The sequence below is a fragment of the Arthrobacter halodurans genome, from assembly GCF_041877255.1.
Taxonomy (GTDB): Bacteria; Actinomycetota; Actinomycetes; order Actinomycetales; family Micrococcaceae; genus Arthrobacter_N; species Arthrobacter_N halodurans.
Genome location: NZ_JBHDLJ010000002.1, coordinates 413,399 through 431,934, shown reverse-complemented (window position 1 = coordinate 431,934; position 18,536 = coordinate 413,399). Strand labels below are relative to the sequence as shown.

The 18,536-nt window shown below is 71.4% G+C and carries 19 protein-coding genes; 6 read left to right on the top strand and 13 right to left on the bottom strand.

Annotation, left to right across the window (positions count from 1 at the left end; genetic code table 11):
- Positions 1–53: 53 nt before the first annotated feature.
- From ACETWP_RS04390 to ACETWP_RS04380, 3 genes are read right to left on the bottom strand one after another with little or no spacing between them, the layout of a single operon-like run.
- Positions 54–710: a CoA-transferase gene (locus ACETWP_RS04390; RefSeq protein ID WP_373970978.1), complete on the bottom strand. Its 657-nt coding sequence runs from the start codon at positions 708–710 to the stop codon at positions 54–56.
- Positions 707–1,381, bottom strand: a complete 675-nt coding sequence (locus ACETWP_RS04385; RefSeq protein ID WP_373970977.1) for a 3-oxoacid CoA-transferase subunit A — start codon at positions 1,379–1,381, stop codon at positions 707–709. The genes ACETWP_RS04390 and ACETWP_RS04385 overlap by 4 nt, the downstream gene beginning before the upstream one ends.
- A 38-nt stretch (positions 1,382–1,419) precedes the next feature.
- Positions 1,420–2,631, bottom strand: coding sequence for a thiolase family protein (locus ACETWP_RS04380; RefSeq protein WP_373970976.1), 1,212 nt, complete (start codon positions 2,629–2,631; stop codon positions 1,420–1,422).
- Positions 2,632–2,998: 367 nt separating this feature from the next.
- On the opposite strand from ACETWP_RS04380, the gene ACETWP_RS04375 reads away from it, so the two are divergent.
- Positions 2,999–4,039 carry an enoyl-CoA hydratase/isomerase family protein gene (locus tag ACETWP_RS04375; RefSeq protein ID WP_373970975.1) on the top strand — a complete coding sequence of 347 codons (1,041 nt, stop codon included), beginning with the start codon at positions 2,999–3,001 and terminating at the stop codon, positions 4,037–4,039.
- Between the two features lie 8 nt (positions 4,040–4,047).
- Positions 4,048–4,827 (top strand): IclR family transcriptional regulator, encoded by a 780-nt coding sequence (locus ACETWP_RS04370; RefSeq protein ID WP_373970974.1) that lies wholly within the window; start codon positions 4,048–4,050, stop codon positions 4,825–4,827.
- On the opposite strand, the gene purU is transcribed toward ACETWP_RS04370, so the two are convergent.
- The 10 genes from purU to ACETWP_RS04320 form a co-directional block, all read right to left on the bottom strand.
- Positions 4,824–5,687 (bottom strand): formyltetrahydrofolate deformylase, encoded by an 864-nt coding sequence (gene purU / locus ACETWP_RS04365; protein ID WP_373970973.1) that lies wholly within the window; start codon positions 5,685–5,687, stop codon positions 4,824–4,826. The two genes, ACETWP_RS04370 and purU, sit on opposite strands and share 4 nt — an antisense overlap.
- A 254-nt stretch (positions 5,688–5,941) precedes the next feature.
- Positions 5,942–6,928, bottom strand: coding sequence for an ABC transporter ATP-binding protein (locus ACETWP_RS04360; RefSeq protein ID WP_373970972.1), 987 nt, complete (start codon positions 6,926–6,928; stop codon positions 5,942–5,944).
- On the bottom strand, positions 6,918–7,694 hold the full coding sequence (locus tag ACETWP_RS04355) for an ABC transporter permease (protein WP_373970971.1): 777 nt from the start codon (positions 7,692–7,694) through the stop codon (positions 6,918–6,920). Before ACETWP_RS04355 ends, ACETWP_RS04360 begins: the two co-directional genes overlap by 11 nt.
- On the bottom strand, positions 7,691–8,542 hold the full coding sequence (locus tag ACETWP_RS04350) for an ABC transporter permease (protein WP_373970970.1): 852 nt from the start codon (positions 8,540–8,542) through the stop codon (positions 7,691–7,693). The genes ACETWP_RS04355 and ACETWP_RS04350 overlap by 4 nt, the downstream gene beginning before the upstream one ends.
- The gene (locus tag ACETWP_RS04345; RefSeq protein ID WP_373970969.1) at positions 8,542–9,525 is read right to left on the bottom strand and encodes an ABC transporter substrate-binding protein; all 984 of its coding nucleotides are present in this window, start codon (positions 9,523–9,525) and stop codon (positions 8,542–8,544) included. The genes ACETWP_RS04350 and ACETWP_RS04345 overlap by 1 nt, the downstream gene beginning before the upstream one ends.
- 140 nt (positions 9,526–9,665) lie before the next feature.
- Positions 9,666–11,204: an o-succinylbenzoate--CoA ligase gene (gene menE / locus ACETWP_RS04340; RefSeq protein ID WP_373970968.1), complete on the bottom strand. Its 1,539-nt coding sequence runs from the start codon at positions 11,202–11,204 to the stop codon at positions 9,666–9,668.
- Between the two features lie 130 nt (positions 11,205–11,334).
- Entirely contained in the window at positions 11,335–11,790 is a 456-nt protein-coding gene (locus ACETWP_RS04335) for a MaoC family dehydratase (protein WP_373970967.1), read from the bottom strand.
- 185 nt (positions 11,791–11,975) lie between these two features.
- Positions 11,976–13,211, bottom strand: a complete 1,236-nt coding sequence (locus tag ACETWP_RS04330) for an acyl-CoA dehydrogenase family protein (RefSeq protein ID WP_373970966.1) — start codon at positions 13,209–13,211, stop codon at positions 11,976–11,978.
- Complete coding sequence (locus ACETWP_RS04325; RefSeq protein WP_373971026.1) at positions 13,208–14,041, bottom strand: amidohydrolase family protein; 834 nt, start codon at positions 14,039–14,041, stop codon at positions 13,208–13,210. Before ACETWP_RS04325 ends, ACETWP_RS04330 begins: the two co-directional genes overlap by 4 nt.
- A gap of 62 nt (positions 14,042–14,103) precedes the next feature.
- Positions 14,104–15,030: an SDR family oxidoreductase gene (locus tag ACETWP_RS04320; RefSeq protein WP_373970965.1), complete on the bottom strand. Its 927-nt coding sequence runs from the start codon at positions 15,028–15,030 to the stop codon at positions 14,104–14,106.
- A 155-nt stretch (positions 15,031–15,185) separates the two neighbouring features.
- Between ACETWP_RS04320 and ACETWP_RS04315 the strand changes: the two genes are divergently transcribed.
- The 4 genes from ACETWP_RS04315 to pcaG all read left to right on the top strand — a co-directional run bounded on the left by ACETWP_RS04315 (position 15,186) and on the right by pcaG (position 18,449).
- On the top strand, positions 15,186–15,662 hold the full coding sequence (locus ACETWP_RS04315) for a MarR family winged helix-turn-helix transcriptional regulator (protein WP_373970964.1): 477 nt from the start codon (positions 15,186–15,188) through the stop codon (positions 15,660–15,662).
- A 128-nt stretch (positions 15,663–15,790) separates the two neighbouring features.
- The gene (locus tag ACETWP_RS04310) at positions 15,791–16,987 is read left to right on the top strand and encodes a 4-hydroxybenzoate 3-monooxygenase (protein WP_373970963.1); all 1,197 of its coding nucleotides are present in this window, start codon (positions 15,791–15,793) and stop codon (positions 16,985–16,987) included.
- Between the two features lie 58 nt (positions 16,988–17,045).
- On the top strand, positions 17,046–17,870 hold the full coding sequence (gene pcaH / locus ACETWP_RS04305) for a protocatechuate 3,4-dioxygenase subunit beta (protein ID WP_373970962.1): 825 nt from the start codon (positions 17,046–17,048) through the stop codon (positions 17,868–17,870).
- Positions 17,871–18,449 (top strand): protocatechuate 3,4-dioxygenase subunit alpha, encoded by a 579-nt coding sequence (pcaG, locus tag ACETWP_RS04300; RefSeq protein WP_373970961.1) that lies wholly within the window; start codon positions 17,871–17,873, stop codon positions 18,447–18,449.
- Positions 18,450–18,536 lie beyond the last annotated feature (87 nt).

Here is an 18,536-nt window from a genome sequence, read left to right as displayed (position 1 = left end):
ACGGCGGGGCCAGGCACCATCCTACGGGCGGCGTCCGGTCCCGGCCGGGCCGGTCAGGCCCGCTCGAGCGGGACGGGCAGGCGCTCGGCGAGTTCGTCGAACGTGATGCCGTGCGTGGAGCGGACCCGGACCGTGCCGTCGCCGAGGAGGAAAACCGCGGACTCCGTGTAGATCCGCGAGACGCAGCCCAGCCCGGTGGCGGGATAGGTGAGGGCCTCGACGAGCTTCGAGGAGCCGTCCTTGGCGAACAGGCCCATCATGACCCATGTCGCCTTCGCGCCGATGGCCAGGTCCATGGCGCCCCCGACGGCCGGGATCGCCCCGGGCGCCCCGGTGTGCCAGTTCGCCAGGTCGCCGCCCCGCGACACCTGGAAGGCCCCGAGCACGCACACGTCCAGGTGGCCCCCGCGCATCATCGCGAAGGAATCGGCGTGGTGGAAGTACGACGCTCCCGGCAGCTCGGTCACGGGGATCTTGCCGGCGTTGATGAGGTCGGCGTCGATCAGGTCGCCGGTCGCCTCCGGGCCCATGCCCAGCATGCCGTTCTCCGTGTGGAGCGTGACGTCCTGCTCGGCGGTGAGGAAATTGGAGACGTTCGTCGGCTGCCCGATGCCGAGGTTGACGAACGCCCCGGGGGCGATGTCGGCGGCAACCAGCCGGGCCATGTCGTCGCGGCCGAGCGCGGCGTCGGTGGAAAGGTCTTCGCTCATGGGTTCTCTCCCGTGATGGTGACGAGGGTGTCGACGTAAATGCCCGGGGTCACCACGGCCTCCGGGTCGATGCCGCCGGCCGGGACGATCTCCGAGACCTGCACGATCGCGTGCGTCGCGGCGGCCGCCATGACCGGCCCGAAGTTGCGCGCCGTCTTCCGGTAGACGAGGTTTCCCTTCTCATCGGCGCGGAGCGCCTTGACCAGGGCGAAGTCGGCGTGGAGCGGCGCCTCGAGGACGTAGCCCCGGCCGTCGATCACCCGGGTCTCCTTGCCCTCCGCGAGCATGGTTCCGTAGCCGGTCGGCGTGAAGAACCCGCCGATGCCGGCCCCGGCGGCCCGGATGCGCTCGGCCAGGTTGCCCTGCGGGACGAGCTCCAGCTCGATCTCACCGGCCTTGTAGGCCGCGTCGAAATGCCAGGAGTCGGACTGGCGCGGGAACGAGCACACGATCTTCGCGACGCGGCGTTCCTTGATGAGCAGGGCCAGGCCGGCGTCGGCCTGGCCGGCGTTGTTGTTCACGATGGTCAGCCCGGCCGCGCCGCAATCCAACAGCGCGTCGATGAGTTCCATTGGCTGCCCGGCGTTGCCGAAGCCGCCGATCAGCACGGTCGCCCCGTCCCGGATGCCGGCGACGGCGTCCGCGGCGGAGGTGGCGATGCGTGGTGCCATGGGTTGCCCCTACTTCCTCTGGTGGTCGGTGTCCCGCGTCAGCGGGTGGCGTCGGTGTTCTCGAGCACGACGGCGAGGCCCTGACCCACGCCGATGCACAGGCTGGCGACGCCGTAGCGGTCCCCGGACTCCCGGAGACGCCGCGCCAGCGTGCCGAGCACCCGGAGGCCGGAGGCCCCGAGGGGGTGGCCGATCGCGATGGCCCCGCCCCAGGCGTTGACGATGTCGCCGTCGATCCCCCACTGCCGGACACAGGCGAGGGACTGCGCGGCAAACGCCTCGTTGAGCTCGACCGCGGCGACGTCGGACCAGCCGATGCCGGCGCGCCGCAGCGCGAGGTTCGCGGCCTCGACGGGCGCCTCGCCGAAGTACTGCGGCTCGTTGGCGGCGGCTCCCCGGCCGGCGATGCGCGCCAGCGGCTCCGCGCCCAGCAGCCCGGCGGCCCGCTCCGAGCCGAGCCAGGCCGCGGAGGCCCCGTCGTTCATCGGCGATGCGTTGCCGGCGGTGACCGTGGCGTTCTCGCCGGACCGGAAGACGGTGCGCAGCCCGCCGAGCGTCTCGGCCGTGGAGTCGGGGCGCACCGTCTCGTCGCGCGCGAACTCCGCGCCTTTGGGGGAGTTCGGCGGCACCGGAACCACCAGGTCGCCGTACTTACCCTCCTCCCACGCCCGCGCCGCGAGCCGGTGGGAGCGGGCCGAGAAGACGTCCTGGTCCTCGCGGGTGATGCCGTGCTTCTCGCGCAGCTGCTCGGTGGCCTCGCCGAGGGACACGGTCCATTCGGGCGGCATCTCCGGGTTGACCAAGCGCCAGCCGAGCGTGGTGTTCGCGAGCTCCAGGTTGCTCATCGGGAACGGGCGGTCCGTCTTCGGCAACACCCAAGGCGCCCGGCTCATGGACTCGACGCCGCCGATAAGCATCAGGTCCGCCTCGCCCACCTCGATCTGCCGCGAGGCCATCATCGCGGCGTCCAGCGAGGAACCGCAGAGGCGGTTGACGGTGGTGCCGGGCAGAGACGTGGGCAGGCCGGCCAGGAGCGTGGCCATGCGCGCCACGTTGCGGTTCTCTTCCCCGGCGCCGTTCGCGTTGCCGAAGACCACCTCGTCGATCGACTCCGGGTCCAGGCCGGGCGCCCGGTCCACCAGCGCGCGGACGACGTGCGCCGCCAGGTCGTCCGGCCGGTGGCCCGCCAGGGCGCCCCCGATCTTGCCGAAGGGCGTGCGTACCGCGTCGTACACGAAGGCCTGCTGCATCCGAACTCCTGCATTGTCAACGAATGTTCACTGAATGAACGTGTGTGCGTAATTTGAACTTTAGCAGTGGGCCGGGGGCACCACAAGGGTCCCCGGCCCACCCCGTTGCAGCCCGGCGGCAGCCCGCGCCACATCGGCCCGCGCCGGGCCACCCCGTGCAGCCCGGCGGCCAGCCCGCGCCACATCGGGTCCCTGCCCGCGGGACCGTCGGCGCGCCACGGGCCGCATGGCGCGGGCTGCCGAGGGACGCGGGGCCCCGGACCCACGGTCCGCCCCGCGGACGGCGGGCAATGTGGCGCGGGCCATCCGCCGCCTGTAGCGTCGATGGCGGAATCGTCACCGCACGGAACGGAAGGGGCGCGACACCATGGGAGAACACATCCTCGCCGAGGTCGGCGACGGCCTGGGCATCATCACCCTGAACCGGCCGGAGAAGATCAACGCCCTCACGCGCGAGATGGTCGCAGACATCGGGGCCGCCCTGGAGGCCTGGCGGGACGACGCCTCCGTGGGGATCGTGGTGCTCCGCGGCGCCGGCACGCGGGGCTTCTGCGCCGGCGGGGACATCAAGGCCTTCTACGAATCGATCCGCGGGGACCGCCACCAGGACTTCCTGGACTTCCTGGCGGAGGAGTTCGCCGTGGACAGCGCGGTCGCGACCTACCCGAAGCCGGTCGTCGCGCTTATGGACGGCCTCTGCATGGGCGGAGGGGTCGGCCTCGCCGGGCACGCGTCCGTGCGCATCGTGACCCCGCGGTCCACGGTGGGCATGCCGGAGACGCGGATCGGCTACTCCCCCGACGTCGGCGGCACCCACCTGCTGGGCCAGGCGCCGGGGAGGCTGGGCGAGCACTACGGGCTGACTGCGGGCAGCATGGGCGCGGGCGACGCCATCGAGGCCGGGTTCGCCGACCTCTGCGTCGCCGAGGACGCGCTCGACGACGTCCTGGCGACCCTGCCGGACCTGGCGGGCCTGGCCGCGCCGGAGGTCGCCGCGGCGCTGGAGGTCCTGCACGGCACGCCCGCGCCGCGCGGGACGTCCACCGTGGCGTCGGAACGCCCATGGATCGACGCCGCCTATGCGGCCGGGACGGTCGCCGAGATCCTCGCCGCCCTGGATGCGACGCCGTACCCCGGCGCCGCGGCGGCGGCCGCCGCCATCCGGGCGAATTCGCCGCTGGCCACCGAGACGGCGCTCCGGGCCATCCGGGCCGCCCGCGCCGAGGGGACCCTCCCGGAGGCGCTGGCGCGCGAGCACCGCGTCGCCGCGTTCCTCATGGACCACCCCGACCTCCCCGAGGGCATCCGGGCGCAGGTCATCGACAAGGACCGCTCGCCGCGCTGGGTGCCCTCGGATCCCGCGGAGCTGGACCTCGCGTCCATCGCCGGCGTCATGCCGGGCCCCTGACGCGCGCCGTGGCCAATTCCCCCTCCGGCGACTCCATGCTGGACCGCCTGGTCCGCATCCTCGACGCGTTCGGCCCGGAGCAGCCCGCGCTGACCGTCAGCGCGCTGGCGCGGCGGGCCGGCGTGCCGCGCGCGACGGCGTACCGGCTGGTGGACGAGCTGGTCCGCCACGGCTTCCTCGCCAGGGACGACGACGGATCGGTCCGGCTGGGGCTGCGGCTGTGGGAGATCTCCAACCGCTCCTCCAGCACGCGCGACCTGCGGCTCGTGGCGATGCCGTTCATGGAGGACGTCAACCAGGTCGTCCGGCAGAACACCCAGCTCGCGGTCCTGCACGACGACGACGTGCTGATCGTGGAGCGCCTGTCCCGCCCCGGATCGGTGGTCAACCAGGCGCAGGTCGCGGGTCGGATGCCCGTGCACCTCACGTCGATGGGCATGGCGCTCCTGGCCTTCGCGCCGGCCCCCGTGCGGGAGGACTACCTGGCCCGGCACGCGGAGGAGGTCGCGGCCCGGCACCCGGACATCCGCCGCGAGCTCGCGCACATCCGGCTCAACGGCTTCGCCACGTTCGACGGTTTCATCGACGCGGAGACGACGGGCGCCTCCGTGCCCATCCTCGACGCGCGCGGCCAGGCGATCGCCGTCCTCGCCGTCGTGATGCCCCGGGGGTCCGAGCAACTGCCCGCCGCCGTCATGGCCCTGCGCACCGCCGCGCGCGGCATCGCCCGGGGGCTGGCGCAGCCGCGCCCGGGCACCGGGTCCGGAGCGGGCGACGGATCCGGTTAGGGAAACACCACCGTGCGGTGCCCGTTGAGCAGCACCTTGTTCTCGCTGTGCCACTTCACGGCGCGGAACAGCGCCGCCCGCTCGGCGTCCCGGCCGGCGAGGGTCAGCGCCCGGGCGTCGTAGGTGTGGTCCACCCGAAACACCTCCTGCTCGATGATGGGTCCCTCGTCGAGGTCGCCGGTCACGTAGTGGGCGGTCGCGCCCACCAGCTTGACCCCGCGCTCGAACGCCTGGTGGTAGGGCTTGGCGCCCTTGAACCCGGGCAGGAACGAGTGGTGGATGTTGATCGCCCGGCCGGCCAGGCTCCGGCAGAGCCCGTCGCTTAGGACCTGCATGTAGCGCGCCAGGACCACCAGCTCGGCCCCGTGCTCGTCCACGAGCTCCAGCAGGCGGCGCTCGGCCGCGGGCTTCGTCTCCGGGGTCACGGGCACGTGCTCGAAGGGGATGCCGGCCGCGCGCGCGATCGGCTCCAGGTCGGGGTGGTTGGAGACGATCACCGCGATGTCGATCCGGAGCGCGCCGGAGCGGATGCGGTAGAGCATGTCATTGAGGCAGTGGTCGAACTTGGAGACCAGCACCATGACGCGCATCGGCACCGCGGCGTCGACCATCGTCCAGTCCATGCCGAAGGAGCCGGCGATCGACTCAAACCCCGCGCGCAGCGCGGCCAGCTCCGCGGCACCGCCGTTGCGCGCCTGCACGCGCATGAAGAAGCGCCCCGACTCCGGGTCGTCGAACTGCTGGCTGGAGGTGATGTTGCAGCCGTGGTCGGCGAGGAAGCCGGAGACCGCGTGGACGATGCCGATCCGGTCGGTGCAGCTCAGTTTCAGGACGATGTCCGCGGGTGGGGTGGGGGACATGGCTCGCGCCGCCTCGCTTTCGGATGGCTCTCGGTGGCTGTTAGGGCTGTTCGGGCTTCTCGGGCATCTGGGGCCGCCTCGCGGCGCTGGCGGGACCCCCGGATCCGGGACGTCCCGCGCGCTGCGCACTGAGGCGTGCGATGCAGCTCACACTATCTATGGACATAGTGACTTTGCAAGGGTCGCGGGACAACGCGGGGCCGGGCACCGTACGGTGCCCGGCCCCGACGGGATCGGCGAGACGCCGCGGCAGGCTAGGAGAGCTTCTCCGCGTCCGGCCGGTGGCCCTTCTTCGCCAGCTGGATCTGCTCGTACACGTGGTGGCGCAGCTCGGTGAAGCGCGGGTTGGAGCGGGTCTCGAGCTGGTCGCGCTCGGCCGGGAGGTCGATCACGATGTCCTCCTGGACGACCGTCGGCGACGAGGACAGGATGATGACCCGTTCCCCGAGGTACACGGACTCGTCGATGTCGTGCGTGACGAACAGCACGGTCACGCCCAGCTTCTTCCACACGGAGCGGATGAGGTCCTCGAGGTCCGCCCTGGTCTGCGCGTCCACCGCCGCGAACGGCTCGTCCATCAGCAGGACCTCCGGCTGGTAGGCCACCGCCCGGGCGATCGCCACGCGCTGCTGCATGCCGCCGGAGAGCTGCCAGGGGTAGGACTTGGGCACGTGGGACAGCCCCACGGCCTCCAGGGCCTCCTCGACGCGGCGCTTCCGTTCGGCCTTCGGGACCCCGGCGTTCTTCAGCGGAAGCTCGACGTTGTCCGCGACGCGCAGCCACGGGAACAGCGAGCGCCCGTACTCCTGGAACACGACCGCCATCTTCTTCGGCGGGCCGGTGACCTTCTGGCCGTCCAGCCGCACCTCGCCCTCGGTCGCGCCCATGAGCCCGGCGATCACCTTCAGGAGCGTGGTCTTGCCGGACCCGGACGGTCCGACCAGGCAGACCAGCTCCCCGTGCCCGAGGTCGAACGTCAGGTTGCGCACGGCCTCGATCTCGCCGCCGTCGGTCTTGTAGACCTTCTTGACGTTGCGCACGGACAGCAGCGCCTCGCCCTCCGGGAGCGTGCGCCCGGCCGGCGCCGCACCGGCGTCGCGCGCCGCCCCGGCGGGCTGGGAGATGTGGTCGCCCGGAACGCCGGCGGTCGCCGTGGCGCCGGGTCCCGGCGCCGCGCCGGCCCGCACGGGCTCGGGGGCGGACGGCGTCCCGGAAACGGGGTTGTGGGTCTCAGGCTGCATTTTCTACCTCTTTAAGGCCGTGGTACCAGCGCAGGACGCGCCTCTCGCACCATTGGAAGATGAAGGACATCGCGACGCCGATGAGGCCGAGCACCGCGATGCCGGACCACATCTCGGGGATGGCGAACGAGCGCTGGAACTGCACGATCGTGAAGCCGAGCCCGGAGGACGAGGCGAACATCTCGGAGATCACCATCAGGATCAGGCCGATCGACAGGCACTGCCGGATCCCGGCCATGATCGACGGCGTCGCCGCGGGCAGCACCTGGTAGCGGATCCGGCTGAAGCCGGAGATGCCGTAGGAGCGGCTGGTCTCGTTCTGCACGGGGTCGATGGAGCGCACGCCCTCGATCGTGTTCAGCAGCACCGGCCACACGCAGCCGGAGATGATGACGGCGACTTTCATGCCGTCGTTGATGCCGACCAGCAGCATCAGGACGGGCACGAGCACCGGCGGCGGGAGCGCGCGGAAGAACTCGAACACCGGCTCGGTCAGGGCGCGCAGCGTCCGGTTCAGGCCGACGAGCAGCCCGACGACGATGCCCAGCACGATCGCGATGCCGACCCCGACGACGAGCCGGCCGATGCTCGGGATCACGTCGGAGGCGATCCGCTCGCCGTCGAACCAGGTCTCGCCGAACTTCTCCACCAGCAGGGCCGGCGTCGGGACGAAGAAGTTCGTCTCGCCCAGCGTCCCCACCCACCACAGGCCGATCAGGATGGCCGGAAGGGCCACCAGGTAGCCCAAGGACTTCAGCGTTTTCATACCGTCGCCTCCCCGCGGATCGAGGGGTGCCACGCGAGCACGCGCTTCTCCACGAACCGCATCGTCACGTTGATGAGCACACCGAGCAGGCCGGTGGCCAGGATGAGCGCGTACATGCCCGAGATCGCCCCGCCGGACTGGGCGAGCGCGATCTCCCGGCCCAGTCCCGGCGAGCCGATGACCAGTTCCGCGGTAATCGCGAGGATCAGCGCGACGGACGCCGCCAGCCGCAGGCCCGTCATGAGGTACGGCAGGACGGTGGGGAAGACGACGTCGCGGATCCGCTGCCATGTCGAGAAGCCGTACGACTTGGCCGTCTGCATGGCCACGTTGTCGACGTCGGCGACCCCGTAGAGCACCTGGATCAGCACCTGCCAGAAGCAGGCGTACATCACGAGCATCAGGGTCGACTCGATCTTCACGCCGAAGAGCAGGACGGCGAGGGGAATGAGCGCGACGGACGGGATGGGGCGCAGGAACTCGATCGTGGAGTTCGTGAAGCGGCGCAGGAACGGCGACATGCCGATCAGCAGCCCCACCACGGTCGCGATCGCCACCGAGGCGGTCAGGCCGATGAACCAGGCCAGCATGGTCTCGCCGACGGCCTCCCAGAAGGCGGTCAAGCCGAAGTCGGTGACGAGCGCCATGAGCACCTCGGAGGCCGGCGGCAGGTAGCGCGCCTGGATGATGCCGAGCGCGGGGATCAGCTCCCAGATGGCGAGGAAGCCGATCACGCCGATCAGGCCCATCACCGGCTTGGGGAGCCCCCCGCGGGACTTGCCGCGCACCGGCGCCGGGGTGCCGGCGCGGGTCCCGGGACCGCTTTCAACTACGTTCGGGGCGGACATCAGGGCAACAGCTTCTCGAGGTCGGCGTCGTTGGACAGCGTGCCGTACTTCTTCGCCGAGTCGGCGAGCTTCTGCGCCGCCTCCTGGTCGAACTCGGCCCGGTACCGCGGCAGGACGATCTCCGCGCGGGTTTCGTCGTCGATCTTCGTGTACGTGCCGACGATGTCGCGGACCTTCTCCGGGTTCTCCTGGGCGAACTCGAGGGACGCGTTCATGGCCCGCGTGAACCTCTCCACCAGTTCGGGCTCGGCGTCGATCTTGGCCTGGCTGGTGAAGTAGCCGGCGATGTCGAGCTCGGGGTGGAAGTCGACGAAGTTGGACGAGACCAGGCGCGCCCCGCTGTCGACCGCCTGGGTCAGGAAGGGGTCGACGATCCACGCGGCGTCGACCACCCCGTTCTCCAGGGCCGCCGGCGCGTCCGGGAAGGGCACCTCGACGAACTGCACCGAGGCCGCGTCCCCGCCGTCGGCCTCGATGACGTCCTTGATGGTCGTGTCGCCGATGTTGGACAGGTTGTTGACGGAGACCTTCTTGCCCGCCAGGTCCTTCGGCGTCCGGATGTCCGAATCGGCGTTGACGACGACGCCGCCGAAGTCGTGCTCGGCGTCGCCCGTCGTCGTGGCCCCGTTGGCCACCACGGACATGTCCAGGCCCTTGTCGTTGGCGACCATGATGGAGATCAGGTTGGAGAACGCGAAGTCGTAGCTGCCCGACTGGACGCCCGGGACGATCGCCGAGCCGCCCGTCGCGGTCTGGATGTCGAGGTCGAGGCCCTCCTCGGCGAAGAGGCCCTCGGCCTCGCCCAGCCAGATGGGGGCGGTGTCGACGATGGGGATCACCCCGACGGTGACCGGGGTCAGGCCCTCCCCCCCGGCCGCCGGGCTCCCGGAGGCGTCCGTTCCGGCGCTCGGCGAGCCCGAGCCGCAGGCGGCGAGGCCCAGGACGGCGGCGGCCGCCGCCGCCGTCTTCAGGAGATGTTTCATGGGTGACTTCCTTGTCGTACCGGTGAACGGTGGATCGTGGTGTTCGCGATGCGAACTATTGTGCGGATAACGCTCTTATCAACTTAGCCGCGCTCGGTGTGATTGAAAACACCCTGGGATAACGAATGGCAAACATTGGCCTATCCGCCGAAGTCCCGGCGCAGGTCGGCCTTGCGGATCTTCCCCGACGCGGTGCGCGGGAGGTCCTCGACGAACACCACGGTCTTGGGGATCTTGTACCGGGCCAGGCGGGTGGACAGGTGCTCCGTGATCTCGCGCTCGGACAGCCGCCCGCCCTCGGCGCGCGCCACGACGGCCCGCGGCACCTCCCCCCACTTGTCGTCGGGGATGCCGATCACCGCGACGGCGGACACCGCCGGCAGCTCCATGATCGCCTGCTCCACCTCGGCCGGGTAGATGTTCTCCCCGCCCGAGATGATCATGTCCTTCAGCCGGTCCGAGATGTAGAGGAAGCCCTCGTCGTCGACGTAGCCGATGTCGCCCGACCGGAACCAGCCGCCCTCGGCGTAGGCCTCGGCCGTCGCCTCCGGACGCCGCCAGTACTCGCGGATCACGTTCGGGCCGGAGATCTGGATTTCCCCCACGGTCCCGGGCGGCCGCTCCTCGCCCATCGCGTCCACGATGCGCACGTCGGTGAAGAAGTGGGGCAGTCCCGCCGACCCCGCCTTCTCGCGGGAGCGCTGGGGCTGCAGCGAGGTCGCGCCGGGCGCGGTCTCCGTCATGCCGTAGCCGCCGGAGAAGGACAGGCCGCGGTCCTCGTACGCGTCCATGACGCGCGCCGGCACGGCGGACCCGCCGCAGGTGAGCTTGCGCAGGGAGGTCAGGTCCGTCGTCGCCCACGCCGGGTGCTCGGCCAGCATCTGGAACGTGGTCGGCACGCCGGAGAGCGAGTTCACGCCGTGCCGCTCGATGGCCTTCAGCGCCTGGCCCGGCTCGAACCTGTCCTGCAGCACCAGCGTCCCGCCCTTGAGCAGCGTCGGCAGGGCGCCCATGCCCAGCGACGCGACGTGGAACATCGGCGCGATGAGCAGAGCCACCTCGCCGCCGACGACGTCGTAGTCGACGAGCACGTTGATCGAGTTCCAGGTCATGTTGCCGTGCGTGAGGACGGCCCCCTTGGGGCGTCCGGTCGTGCCGGACGTGTAGAGGATGATCGCCGGGTCCTCCAGGGAGACCTCCACGTCGCGCCGTCTCTCCGCGGCGGCGGCCACGGCGTCCGCGTACGCCACGGTGCCGGCCGGCGGCGCGCCGGCGTCCGCGACGTCGTCGACCACCAGCCGGAGTCCGACGGCGGTGCCGCGGCTCCCGGCCTCGGCCAGCGGCTCGAGGCTCCGCGCCCCGACGAGGACGGTGCTGCCGGAGTCCTCGAGCGCGTAGGCGATTTCCCGCGGCGCCAGCCGCGTGTTCAGCGGGACGAACACCGCGCCCAGGAGCCCGACGGCGAACAGCGTCTCCAGGAAGGCCGGATGGTTGTTGCCCAGGTAGGCCACGCGGTCCCCCGGACGGACGCCGCGGTCGGCGAGCGCGTTGGCCAGTCTGTCGACGCGCCCGGCCATGTTGGCGTAGGTCAGCTCGGCGTCCCCGCTGACCACGGCCACCGTCCCGGCGGACTTCACCCGCCGGCGGTGGATCCAGTTCCCCAGCCCTTGGTTGCGCATCGGTGTCCCTTCCCTTTCCTCTTCTGCGTTCCTGTGTGGCGGTTCCCGCATAACCGGCACGGCGTCGGACGGCGCGCGCGGCGGCTTCCTCGCGGGCACGACTCCCCGGTGTCCGTGCCCGGTGCCCGTTCTAGGCGTAGAAGCGGTAGATCCCGCGCGAGACGACGGACGGCTTTGCGGCGCCCTCCACCTCGACGACCTGGTCCACCGCGATCTGGTAGCCGCCCTTGACCTCTTCGACCTCGGCGATGGCGGCCTTCATCCGGACCCGCGATCCCACGGGCACGGGCGCCGGGAAGCGCACCTTCTCCAGCCCGTAGTTGACCTTGGTGGCCACGCCCGTCACGTCGAAAAGCTCGGTCCAGAACGCGATCTGGAGCGACAGCGTCAGGTAGCCGTGGGCGATGGGCCCGCCGAACGGTCCCGCCTTGGCCCTCTCGGGGTCCGTATGGATCCACTGGTGGTCGTCGGTCGCGTCGGCGAACGTGTTGACCTGCTCCTGCGTGATGGTGCGGTATTCGCTGTAGCCGAGGTCGGTTCCGGCCGCGTCCGCGAGGTCCTGGTAGCTGATGACCGTCTGTGCCATGGGGCGTGCTCCTTGAGTGGGTCTGGTGGGTGAAGTCGATGGGTCGGTGTCGGATGGGGGGCGGTTGGCCCGGTGCGGATGGACCGGCGCGGATGGCCCGGGGGCGGCGGGGCGCCGCGGCTGGGGCGCCGCGGCTGGGGCGCACCGGAGCCGGGCGGGCGGGACGGGCGACGCGTCCGGGGGCGCTAGCGGAAGGCGCCGATCCCGGTGACGGCCCGGCCGACGACCAGGGCGTTGATCTCGTGCGTCCCCTCGTAGGAGTAGATGGCCTCCGCGTCCGCGTGGAAGCGCGCGACGTCGTTCTCCAGCAGGATCCCGTTGCCGCCGACGACCTCCCGGGCCAGGGCCGCGGTCTCCCGCAGGGCCCGGGCGGTGAACATCTTGGCCAGCGCCGAGTTCTCGTCCCGGTAGACCCCCGCGTCCTGCTGCTGGGTCAGCCGGACCGCCATGCCGAGGCTGGCGGTGACGTTCCCGAGCATGGTCGCGAGCTTCTCCTGGACCAGCTGGAAGCCGCCGACCGGACGCCCGAACTGCTCGCGCGCACCGACATACCGCACGGCCGCCTCGTAGGCGCCCGCCGCCGCGCCCGTGGCGATCCACGCGACGTCGGAGCGCATGTTGCGCAGGCACGCCGCGACGTCGGGCCAGCCGTTGATGTTCGCCAGCCGCGCCGACGCGTCCACGCGCACGCCGTCCAGGACGATGTCCGCGTTCTGCATGATCCGCAGGCTCGTCTTGCCGCGCATCTTCGTGATCGTCAGCCCGGCCGCGTCCGTGGGTACCAGGAAGCACTTGACCAGGCCGTCGGCCTCGTCGCGGGCGAAGACCGCCAGCACGTCGGCCCCCGCCGCGCCGCCGATCCAGCGCTTGGCGCCGTCGATGGCCCACGAACCCCGGCCCGCCGAGCCCGCGCCGGTCCGGGCGCCGGACCCCGCCCGGGCATCCGCGCCGGCCGGCTCGAACCGCGCGCGGGTCTCCAGCCCGCCGGCGATGTCCGAGCCGTGGCCCGGTTCGGTCAGCGCGAAGACGCCCTTGAGTCCGAACGACCGGATCCGCGGCTCCAGTTCCGCCACCTGCGCCGCGTCGCCGCCGAGGCCCACGGTGGTGCGGAACAGCCCGGACTGCGCGTTGTACCAGGTGGCCACGGAGGCGTCGGCGCGGGCGAGCTCGAAGTTGCGGAACCCCGCGTACAGCCCGCCGGGGGTCTCGCCGGCCGCGGCCACCTCGGCGGGTTCCATGAGGTTCAGTCCGACCAGCGGGGCCACGATGGCGTCCGGGAACTCCCCGCGCTCCCAGTGGTCCGCGAGCAGCGGCCGGACCTGCCCGTCCAGCACGGCGCGCAGGCGCAGCAGCGCGGCGCGTTCCGCGTCGGTGAGCAGTTCCGCGTAGCCGTACCGGTCGCTCGGGTAGAAGCCGCTCACGCCAGCCCCAGCAGACGCACGGCGTTGTCCCGGAGGATCCCCGGCCGGACCTCGTCCTTCAGCGGCAGGTCGGCGAACGCGTCCAGCCACTTGCCCGGGGTGATCAGCGGGTAGTCCGTGCCGAACAGGACCTTGGAGGAGAGCACGTTGTTGCTCAGCCGCACCAGCGACTCCGGGAAGTACTTGGGGCTCCAGCCGGAGAGGTCGATGTGGACGTTGGCCTTGTGCGTGGCGATGGAGTTGGCCTCGTCCTGCCACGGGACGGAGGGATGCGCCATAATGACGGTCAGGCCGGGGAAGTCCGCCGCCACGTCGTCGAGCAGGAGGGGGTTCGAGAAGCGCAGCTTGATGCCGCGCCCCCCGGGCAGGCCCGCGCCCATCCCGTTCTGGCCGGTGTGGAACAGCGCGGGGAGCCCGAGCTCCTGCAGCGCGTCCCACAGCGGGTAGAAGGACGGGTCGCTGGGGTCGAAGCCCTGGAGCGAGGGGTGGAACTTGAAGCCCCGGACGCCCAGTTCGCCGGCCTGCCGCCGCGCCAGCGCGACCGCGTCCGCGCCGGTGCGGGGGTCGACGGAGCCGAAGGGGATGAGCACGTCGTTGTTGCGCGCGGCGCCCGCGACGAGGTCCTCCACCGAGTTCGGCACGTGGCCCAGCGCGGTGCGCGCGTCGACGGTGAAGATGACCGCGGCCATGTCCAGCCCGCGGTAGACCTCCGCGATGCGGTCCACCGAGGGAGTGCGCTCGCCGGACCGGAAGTAGGCGGCCGAGGCGTCGAAGAGGTCCTGCGGCATGGCCTTGTGGCCGTGCCCGTCGACCTCCAGGTGGACGTGCATGTCCAGGGCGGCCAGCGACGACGCGTCGACCGCGCACTCGTAGCGGACGGGGGCGGCCACGGCTACCGGTCCTCCGGCCGCAGATCGGCGGGGAGTTCCGGAAAGCTCTCGCCGACGCCCTGCAGCCTGCCGCCGAAGAGCCTTCCGAAGTCTGACGCCAGGGTCTCGTAGTCCCAGCCGCCGTCGTGGAACTCGGTCGCGACGGCCTCGGGGTGGGACCAGAGCTGCAACCGGTCGCCGCCGACGCCGATGGCCTGTCCCGTGACGTCCGCCGCGGCGTCCGAGGCGAGGTAGGCGACGAGGCCGGCCACGTCCTCCGAGGTGCCGAAGCCGAGTTCGCGGCGGAAGAAGTCCGGCATCGGCTCCCCGCGCTCCTCGGCCTCGACGGCCTTCTGGAAGTACGGCACCGTCTTGGTCATCGCCGTGGCGGCGACCGGGATCACCGCGTTGGCGGTGACCCCGGCGCGCTTCATCTCGAGGGCCCAGGTGCGCACCATGCCCACGATGCCGGCCTTCGCCGCCGCGTAGTTGGTCTGCCCGAAGTTGCCGCGCTGGCCCGTGGGCGAGCCGATGGCGATGACGCGGCCGGCGACGCCGTGCGCCTTGAAGTGCGCGTAGGCCTCGCGGACGCAGGTGAACGTGCCGCGCAGGTGCACGTCGATGACCGTGTCGAAGTCCTCGTCCGTCATCTTCAGGAGCGACTTGTCCCGGAGCACGCCCGCGTTGGTGACGAGGATGTCCAGCCCGCCGAAGGACTCGACCGCCGCGGCGACGAGCTGCCGAGCCACCGCGGAGGAACCGACGGGGGCGACGACGGCGACCGCGCGGCCGCCCTCGGCGGCGATGGCGTCGACCGCCTCCGCGGCGACGGCCCCGTCGACGTCGTTGACCACGACGGCCGCGCCGCGCCGGGCGAGTTCGCGGGCGTAGGCGAGGCCGAGCCCGCGCCCGCTGCCGGTGACGATCGCTGTTTTTCCTGCCAGTGACATGCTGGGCTCCTTTGCCCGGACCGGCGCCTGCCGTCCGCGGTGGTCGAATGCTGGAAGAACGTGAGTCTTGCCTTCGATCCATGACAACCAATATTCTTGAGAAAGTCAACGATTATTTTTCTCACGGTTTCCAAGCCGATCCGACGGGAGGGCCCTTGGCCCGCAACGACTCCACCGCCGCAACGCCGGGCGCCAACCGGCTGCTCGTCTCCGACCTGGCGCAGGACCTGAGCTTCCTCGTGGCGCGGCTCCGCTCGCAGGGCTCGGCGGCCGCGAACACGCGCCTGGCCCCGCTGGGGCTCAAGGTCCGCTCCTACTCCGTGCTGTCACTGGCCTGCGGGGACCCGGCCCCCACGCAGCGCGAGCTTGCGGAGTTCCTCTGGCTCGATCCCAGCCAGATCGTCGCGCTCGTGGACGGACTCGAGGGCGGGGGGCTCGTCCACCGTGAGACCGACCCCTCCGACCGCCGGTCCAAGCTGGTCGTCGGCACTCCCCGCGGCCGCGAGCTCTGCGCGCGGGCCAGGGCCGCGGCATCCGCCGCTGAGGACGACTCGCTGCGGGCCCTCGGGGCCGCGGAACGCGCCACCCTCCGGGCGCTCCTGGCCCGGGCCGCGTTCGGTCCCGAGGACTGACCGGCGCTTTTCCCATTGAATGGGACGAGCGTTGGCGCCGACAATGTGCACCGGGACACACTGGGGGCATTCCGCGGCCGGTCCACGGATCCGCCTGCCCGTCCGACCCACCCCGAGGAGCCCAGCCCATGGCCAATGAACGCACGGTCCTGAGGACCCGCGTCGGCATCGTCGGCGGCGGACCCGCCGGGCTGATGCTCAGCCACCTCCTCGCGCGCGCCGGCATCGAGAACATCGTCGTCGAGTCCCGCGACGCGGACACCATCAGCACCACGCACCGCGCCGGCATCCTGGAGTCCGGAGCGGTCGCCCTCCTCACGGACACCGGGGTGGACGGCCGCGTGCTGACCCTGGGCGACGAGCACGCCGGCATCGACCTGCGCTTCAACGGCGAGTCCCACCCGCTGGACTTCCGCGAACTCGTCGACGCCACGGTCACCCTCTACGCGCAGAACGAGGTCTTCGTGGACCTGGCCGCGGCCCGGGAGCGCGACGGCGGGGACGTGCGGTTCGGATCCGAGGTCACCGCGGTCCTGGATCTGGAGACCGAGACGCCGAAGTTCCGCTTCACGGCGGCCGACGGCGGCGAGTTCGAGGTGCACTGCGACCTCCTGGTCGGCGCCGACGGCTCGCGCAGCTTCTGCCGCCGGCAGATCCCCGAGTCCAACCGCCGGGACTTCACCGTCAAGTACCCGTTCGCCTGGTTCGGCATCCTCGCCGAGGCGCCGAAAAGCTCGCCGGAGCTCATCTACGCGAACTCGCCGCACGGCTTCGCCCTGGTCAGCCAGCGCAGCGAAACCGTGCAGCGGCTGTACTTCCAGTGCGATCCCGGCGAGGACGTGGACGCGTGGAGCGAGGACCGCATCTGGTCCGAACTCCAGCGGCGGGTCGACGGACCGGACGGGTTCACCCTCAAGACCGGGCCGATCTTCGAGAAGACCGTGCTGCCCTTCAGGTCCTTCGTCCGCGAACCGCTCAGCCACGGGCGCCTGTTCCTGGTAGGCGACGCCGGGCACACCGTCCCGCCGACCGGCGCCAAGGGCCTGAACCTGGCCTTCGCCGACGTCAGGGTGCTCTTCGAGGCGATCGACTCGTTCTACTCGACCGGGAATGCGGGACTGCTCGAGGGCTACTCCGACACCGCGCTCCGACGCGTGTGGAAGGCGCAGAACTTCTCCTACTGGATGACGACCATGCTGCACACCCCGCCGGACGCCGAACCGTTCATGCTCAAGCGGGCCCTCGGCGAACTCGACACCGTCACCGGCTCGCGCTACGGCCAGCAGTACCTGGCGGAGTCCTACACGGGCTGGCCGCATGGCTAGCCCGGGTGCGCAGACCCCCAGCCCCCCGCCACCCACCACCACGAAAGGAGCCGCATCCATGTTTGAGGAAGAGTTCGACGACAGCCACACGATCGACACGAACCCCGACTCCGCCGCGGACTCGCAGGACCGGATCAACGACGAGATGCGGCACATCCACGACGCCTACGAGGCCGCCAAGGGCTCCGGCGGCGCCGAGGAGACCCAGCCGCGCATCGACTTCGCGCCCTACCGCAGCTCGCTGCTGCGCCACCCGACGAAGAGCCTGCACCACGCCGACCCCGAGACGATCGAGCTGTGGAGCCCGGCCTTCGGGCACCGCGACGTGCACGCCCTGGAGTCGGACCTGACCATCCAGCACAACGGCGAGCCCATCGGCGAGCGGATCGTCGTGAGCGGCCGCGTCCTGGACGGAGACGGCCGCCCCGTCGCCGGCCAGCTGGTGGAGATCTGGCAGGCGAACGCCGCCGGCCGCTACATCCACAAGCGCGACCAGCACCCCGCGCCGATCGACCCCAACTTCACCGGCGTCGGACGGGCCATCACCGGCGCCGACGGCTCCTACGAGTTCACGACCATCAAGCCCGCCCCGTACCCGTGGAAGAACCACCACAACGCCTGGCGGCCGGCCCACATCCACTTCTCGCTGTTCGGCACGGACTTCACGCAGCGCATGATCACCCAGATGTACTTCCCGGGCGACCCGCTGTTCCCGCTGGACCCGATCTACCAGTCGATCACGGACCAGCGGGCCCGCGATCGGCTCGTGGCCACCTACGACCACAACGTCACGAGCCACGAGTGGAACACGGGCTACCGCTGGGACATCGTCCTGACGGGCAGCAACCGCACGTGGATGGAGAACGAGGAGGAGGAGCACTAAATGGCACAGGCACCCGCACTCAAGCTGGTCCCGACCCCCGGCCAGACGATCGGCCCGTTCTACGGCTACGCGCTCCCCTTCCGGGACGGGCAGAAGCTGGTGGACCGGGCCCATCCCGGCTCGATCCGACTGCACGGCACCGTCTACGACGGCGAGGGCGAGACCATCCCGGACGCTCTCCTGGAGATCTGGCAGGCCGACGAGCACGGGAGGGTCCCCCGGGAAACGGGCTCGCTCGTCCGCGACGGGCACACGTTCACGGGCTTCGGCCGCGCCGCCGTGGACAACGAGGGCCACTACACGTTCACCACGGTCAACCCGGGACCGACCGACGAGGGCAAGGCGCCGTTCATCCTGATGACGGTCTTCGCGCGCGGACTGCTGAACCGGCTCTTCACGCGCGTCTACCTGCCCGAGGACGCCGCGGCGCTGGAGGCCGACGCGCTGCTGTCCTCCCTGCCGGCGGAGCGCCGCAGTACGCTGGTGGCAACGCGCGAGGCCAACGGGGACCTGCATTTCGATGTCCGCCTCCAGGGCGCCGGGGAGACGGTCTTCCTGGAATACCCGCGCGGCGGCTGAGACACCGCGGCTTCGGCCCCGGCGGACACGTCGGGGCCGGGGCCGCACCGCGCGCCGCGGCGCCACGCGGCCGCTGACCTGTCGCGG

Coding starts and splice junctions, on each gene's coding strand:
- ACETWP_RS04390 (WP_373970978.1), bottom strand. CDS start 710: ATGAGCGAAGACCTTTCCACCGACGCCGCGCTCGGCCGCGACGACATG.
- ACETWP_RS04385 (WP_373970977.1), bottom strand. CDS start 1,381: ATGGCACCACGCATCGCCACCTCCGCCGCGGACGCCGTCGCCGGCATC.
- ACETWP_RS04380 (WP_373970976.1), bottom strand. CDS start 2,631: ATGCAGCAGGCCTTCGTGTACGACGCGGTACGCACGCCCTTCGGCAAG.
- ACETWP_RS04375 (WP_373970975.1), top strand. CDS start 2,999: ATGGGAGAACACATCCTCGCCGAGGTCGGCGACGGCCTGGGCATCATC.
- purU (WP_373970973.1), bottom strand. CDS start 5,687: ATGTCCCCCACCCCACCCGCGGACATCGTCCTGAAACTGAGCTGCACC.
- ACETWP_RS04360 (WP_373970972.1), bottom strand. CDS start 6,928: ATGCAGCCTGAGACCCACAACCCCGTTTCCGGGACGCCGTCCGCCCCC.
- ACETWP_RS04355 (WP_373970971.1), bottom strand. CDS start 7,694: ATGAAAACGCTGAAGTCCTTGGGCTACCTGGTGGCCCTTCCGGCCATC.
- ACETWP_RS04350 (WP_373970970.1), bottom strand. CDS start 8,542: ATGTCCGCCCCGAACGTAGTTGAAAGCGGTCCCGGGACCCGCGCCGGC.
- ACETWP_RS04345 (WP_373970969.1), bottom strand. CDS start 9,525: ATGAAACATCTCCTGAAGACGGCGGCGGCGGCCGCCGCCGTCCTGGGC.
- menE (WP_373970968.1), bottom strand. CDS start 11,204: ATGCGCAACCAAGGGCTGGGGAACTGGATCCACCGCCGGCGGGTGAAG.
- ACETWP_RS04335 (WP_373970967.1), bottom strand. CDS start 11,790: ATGGCACAGACGGTCATCAGCTACCAGGACCTCGCGGACGCGGCCGGA.
- ACETWP_RS04325 (WP_373971026.1), bottom strand. CDS start 14,041: ATGCACGTCCACCTGGAGGTCGACGGGCACGGCCACAAGGCCATGCCG.
- ACETWP_RS04320 (WP_373970965.1), bottom strand. CDS start 15,030: ATGTCACTGGCAGGAAAAACAGCGATCGTCACCGGCAGCGGGCGCGGG.
- ACETWP_RS04310 (WP_373970963.1), top strand. CDS start 15,791: ATGGCCAATGAACGCACGGTCCTGAGGACCCGCGTCGGCATCGTCGGC.
- pcaH (WP_373970962.1), top strand. CDS start 17,046: ATGTTTGAGGAAGAGTTCGACGACAGCCACACGATCGACACGAACCCC.
- pcaG (WP_373970961.1), top strand. CDS start 17,871: ATGGCACAGGCACCCGCACTCAAGCTGGTCCCGACCCCCGGCCAGACG.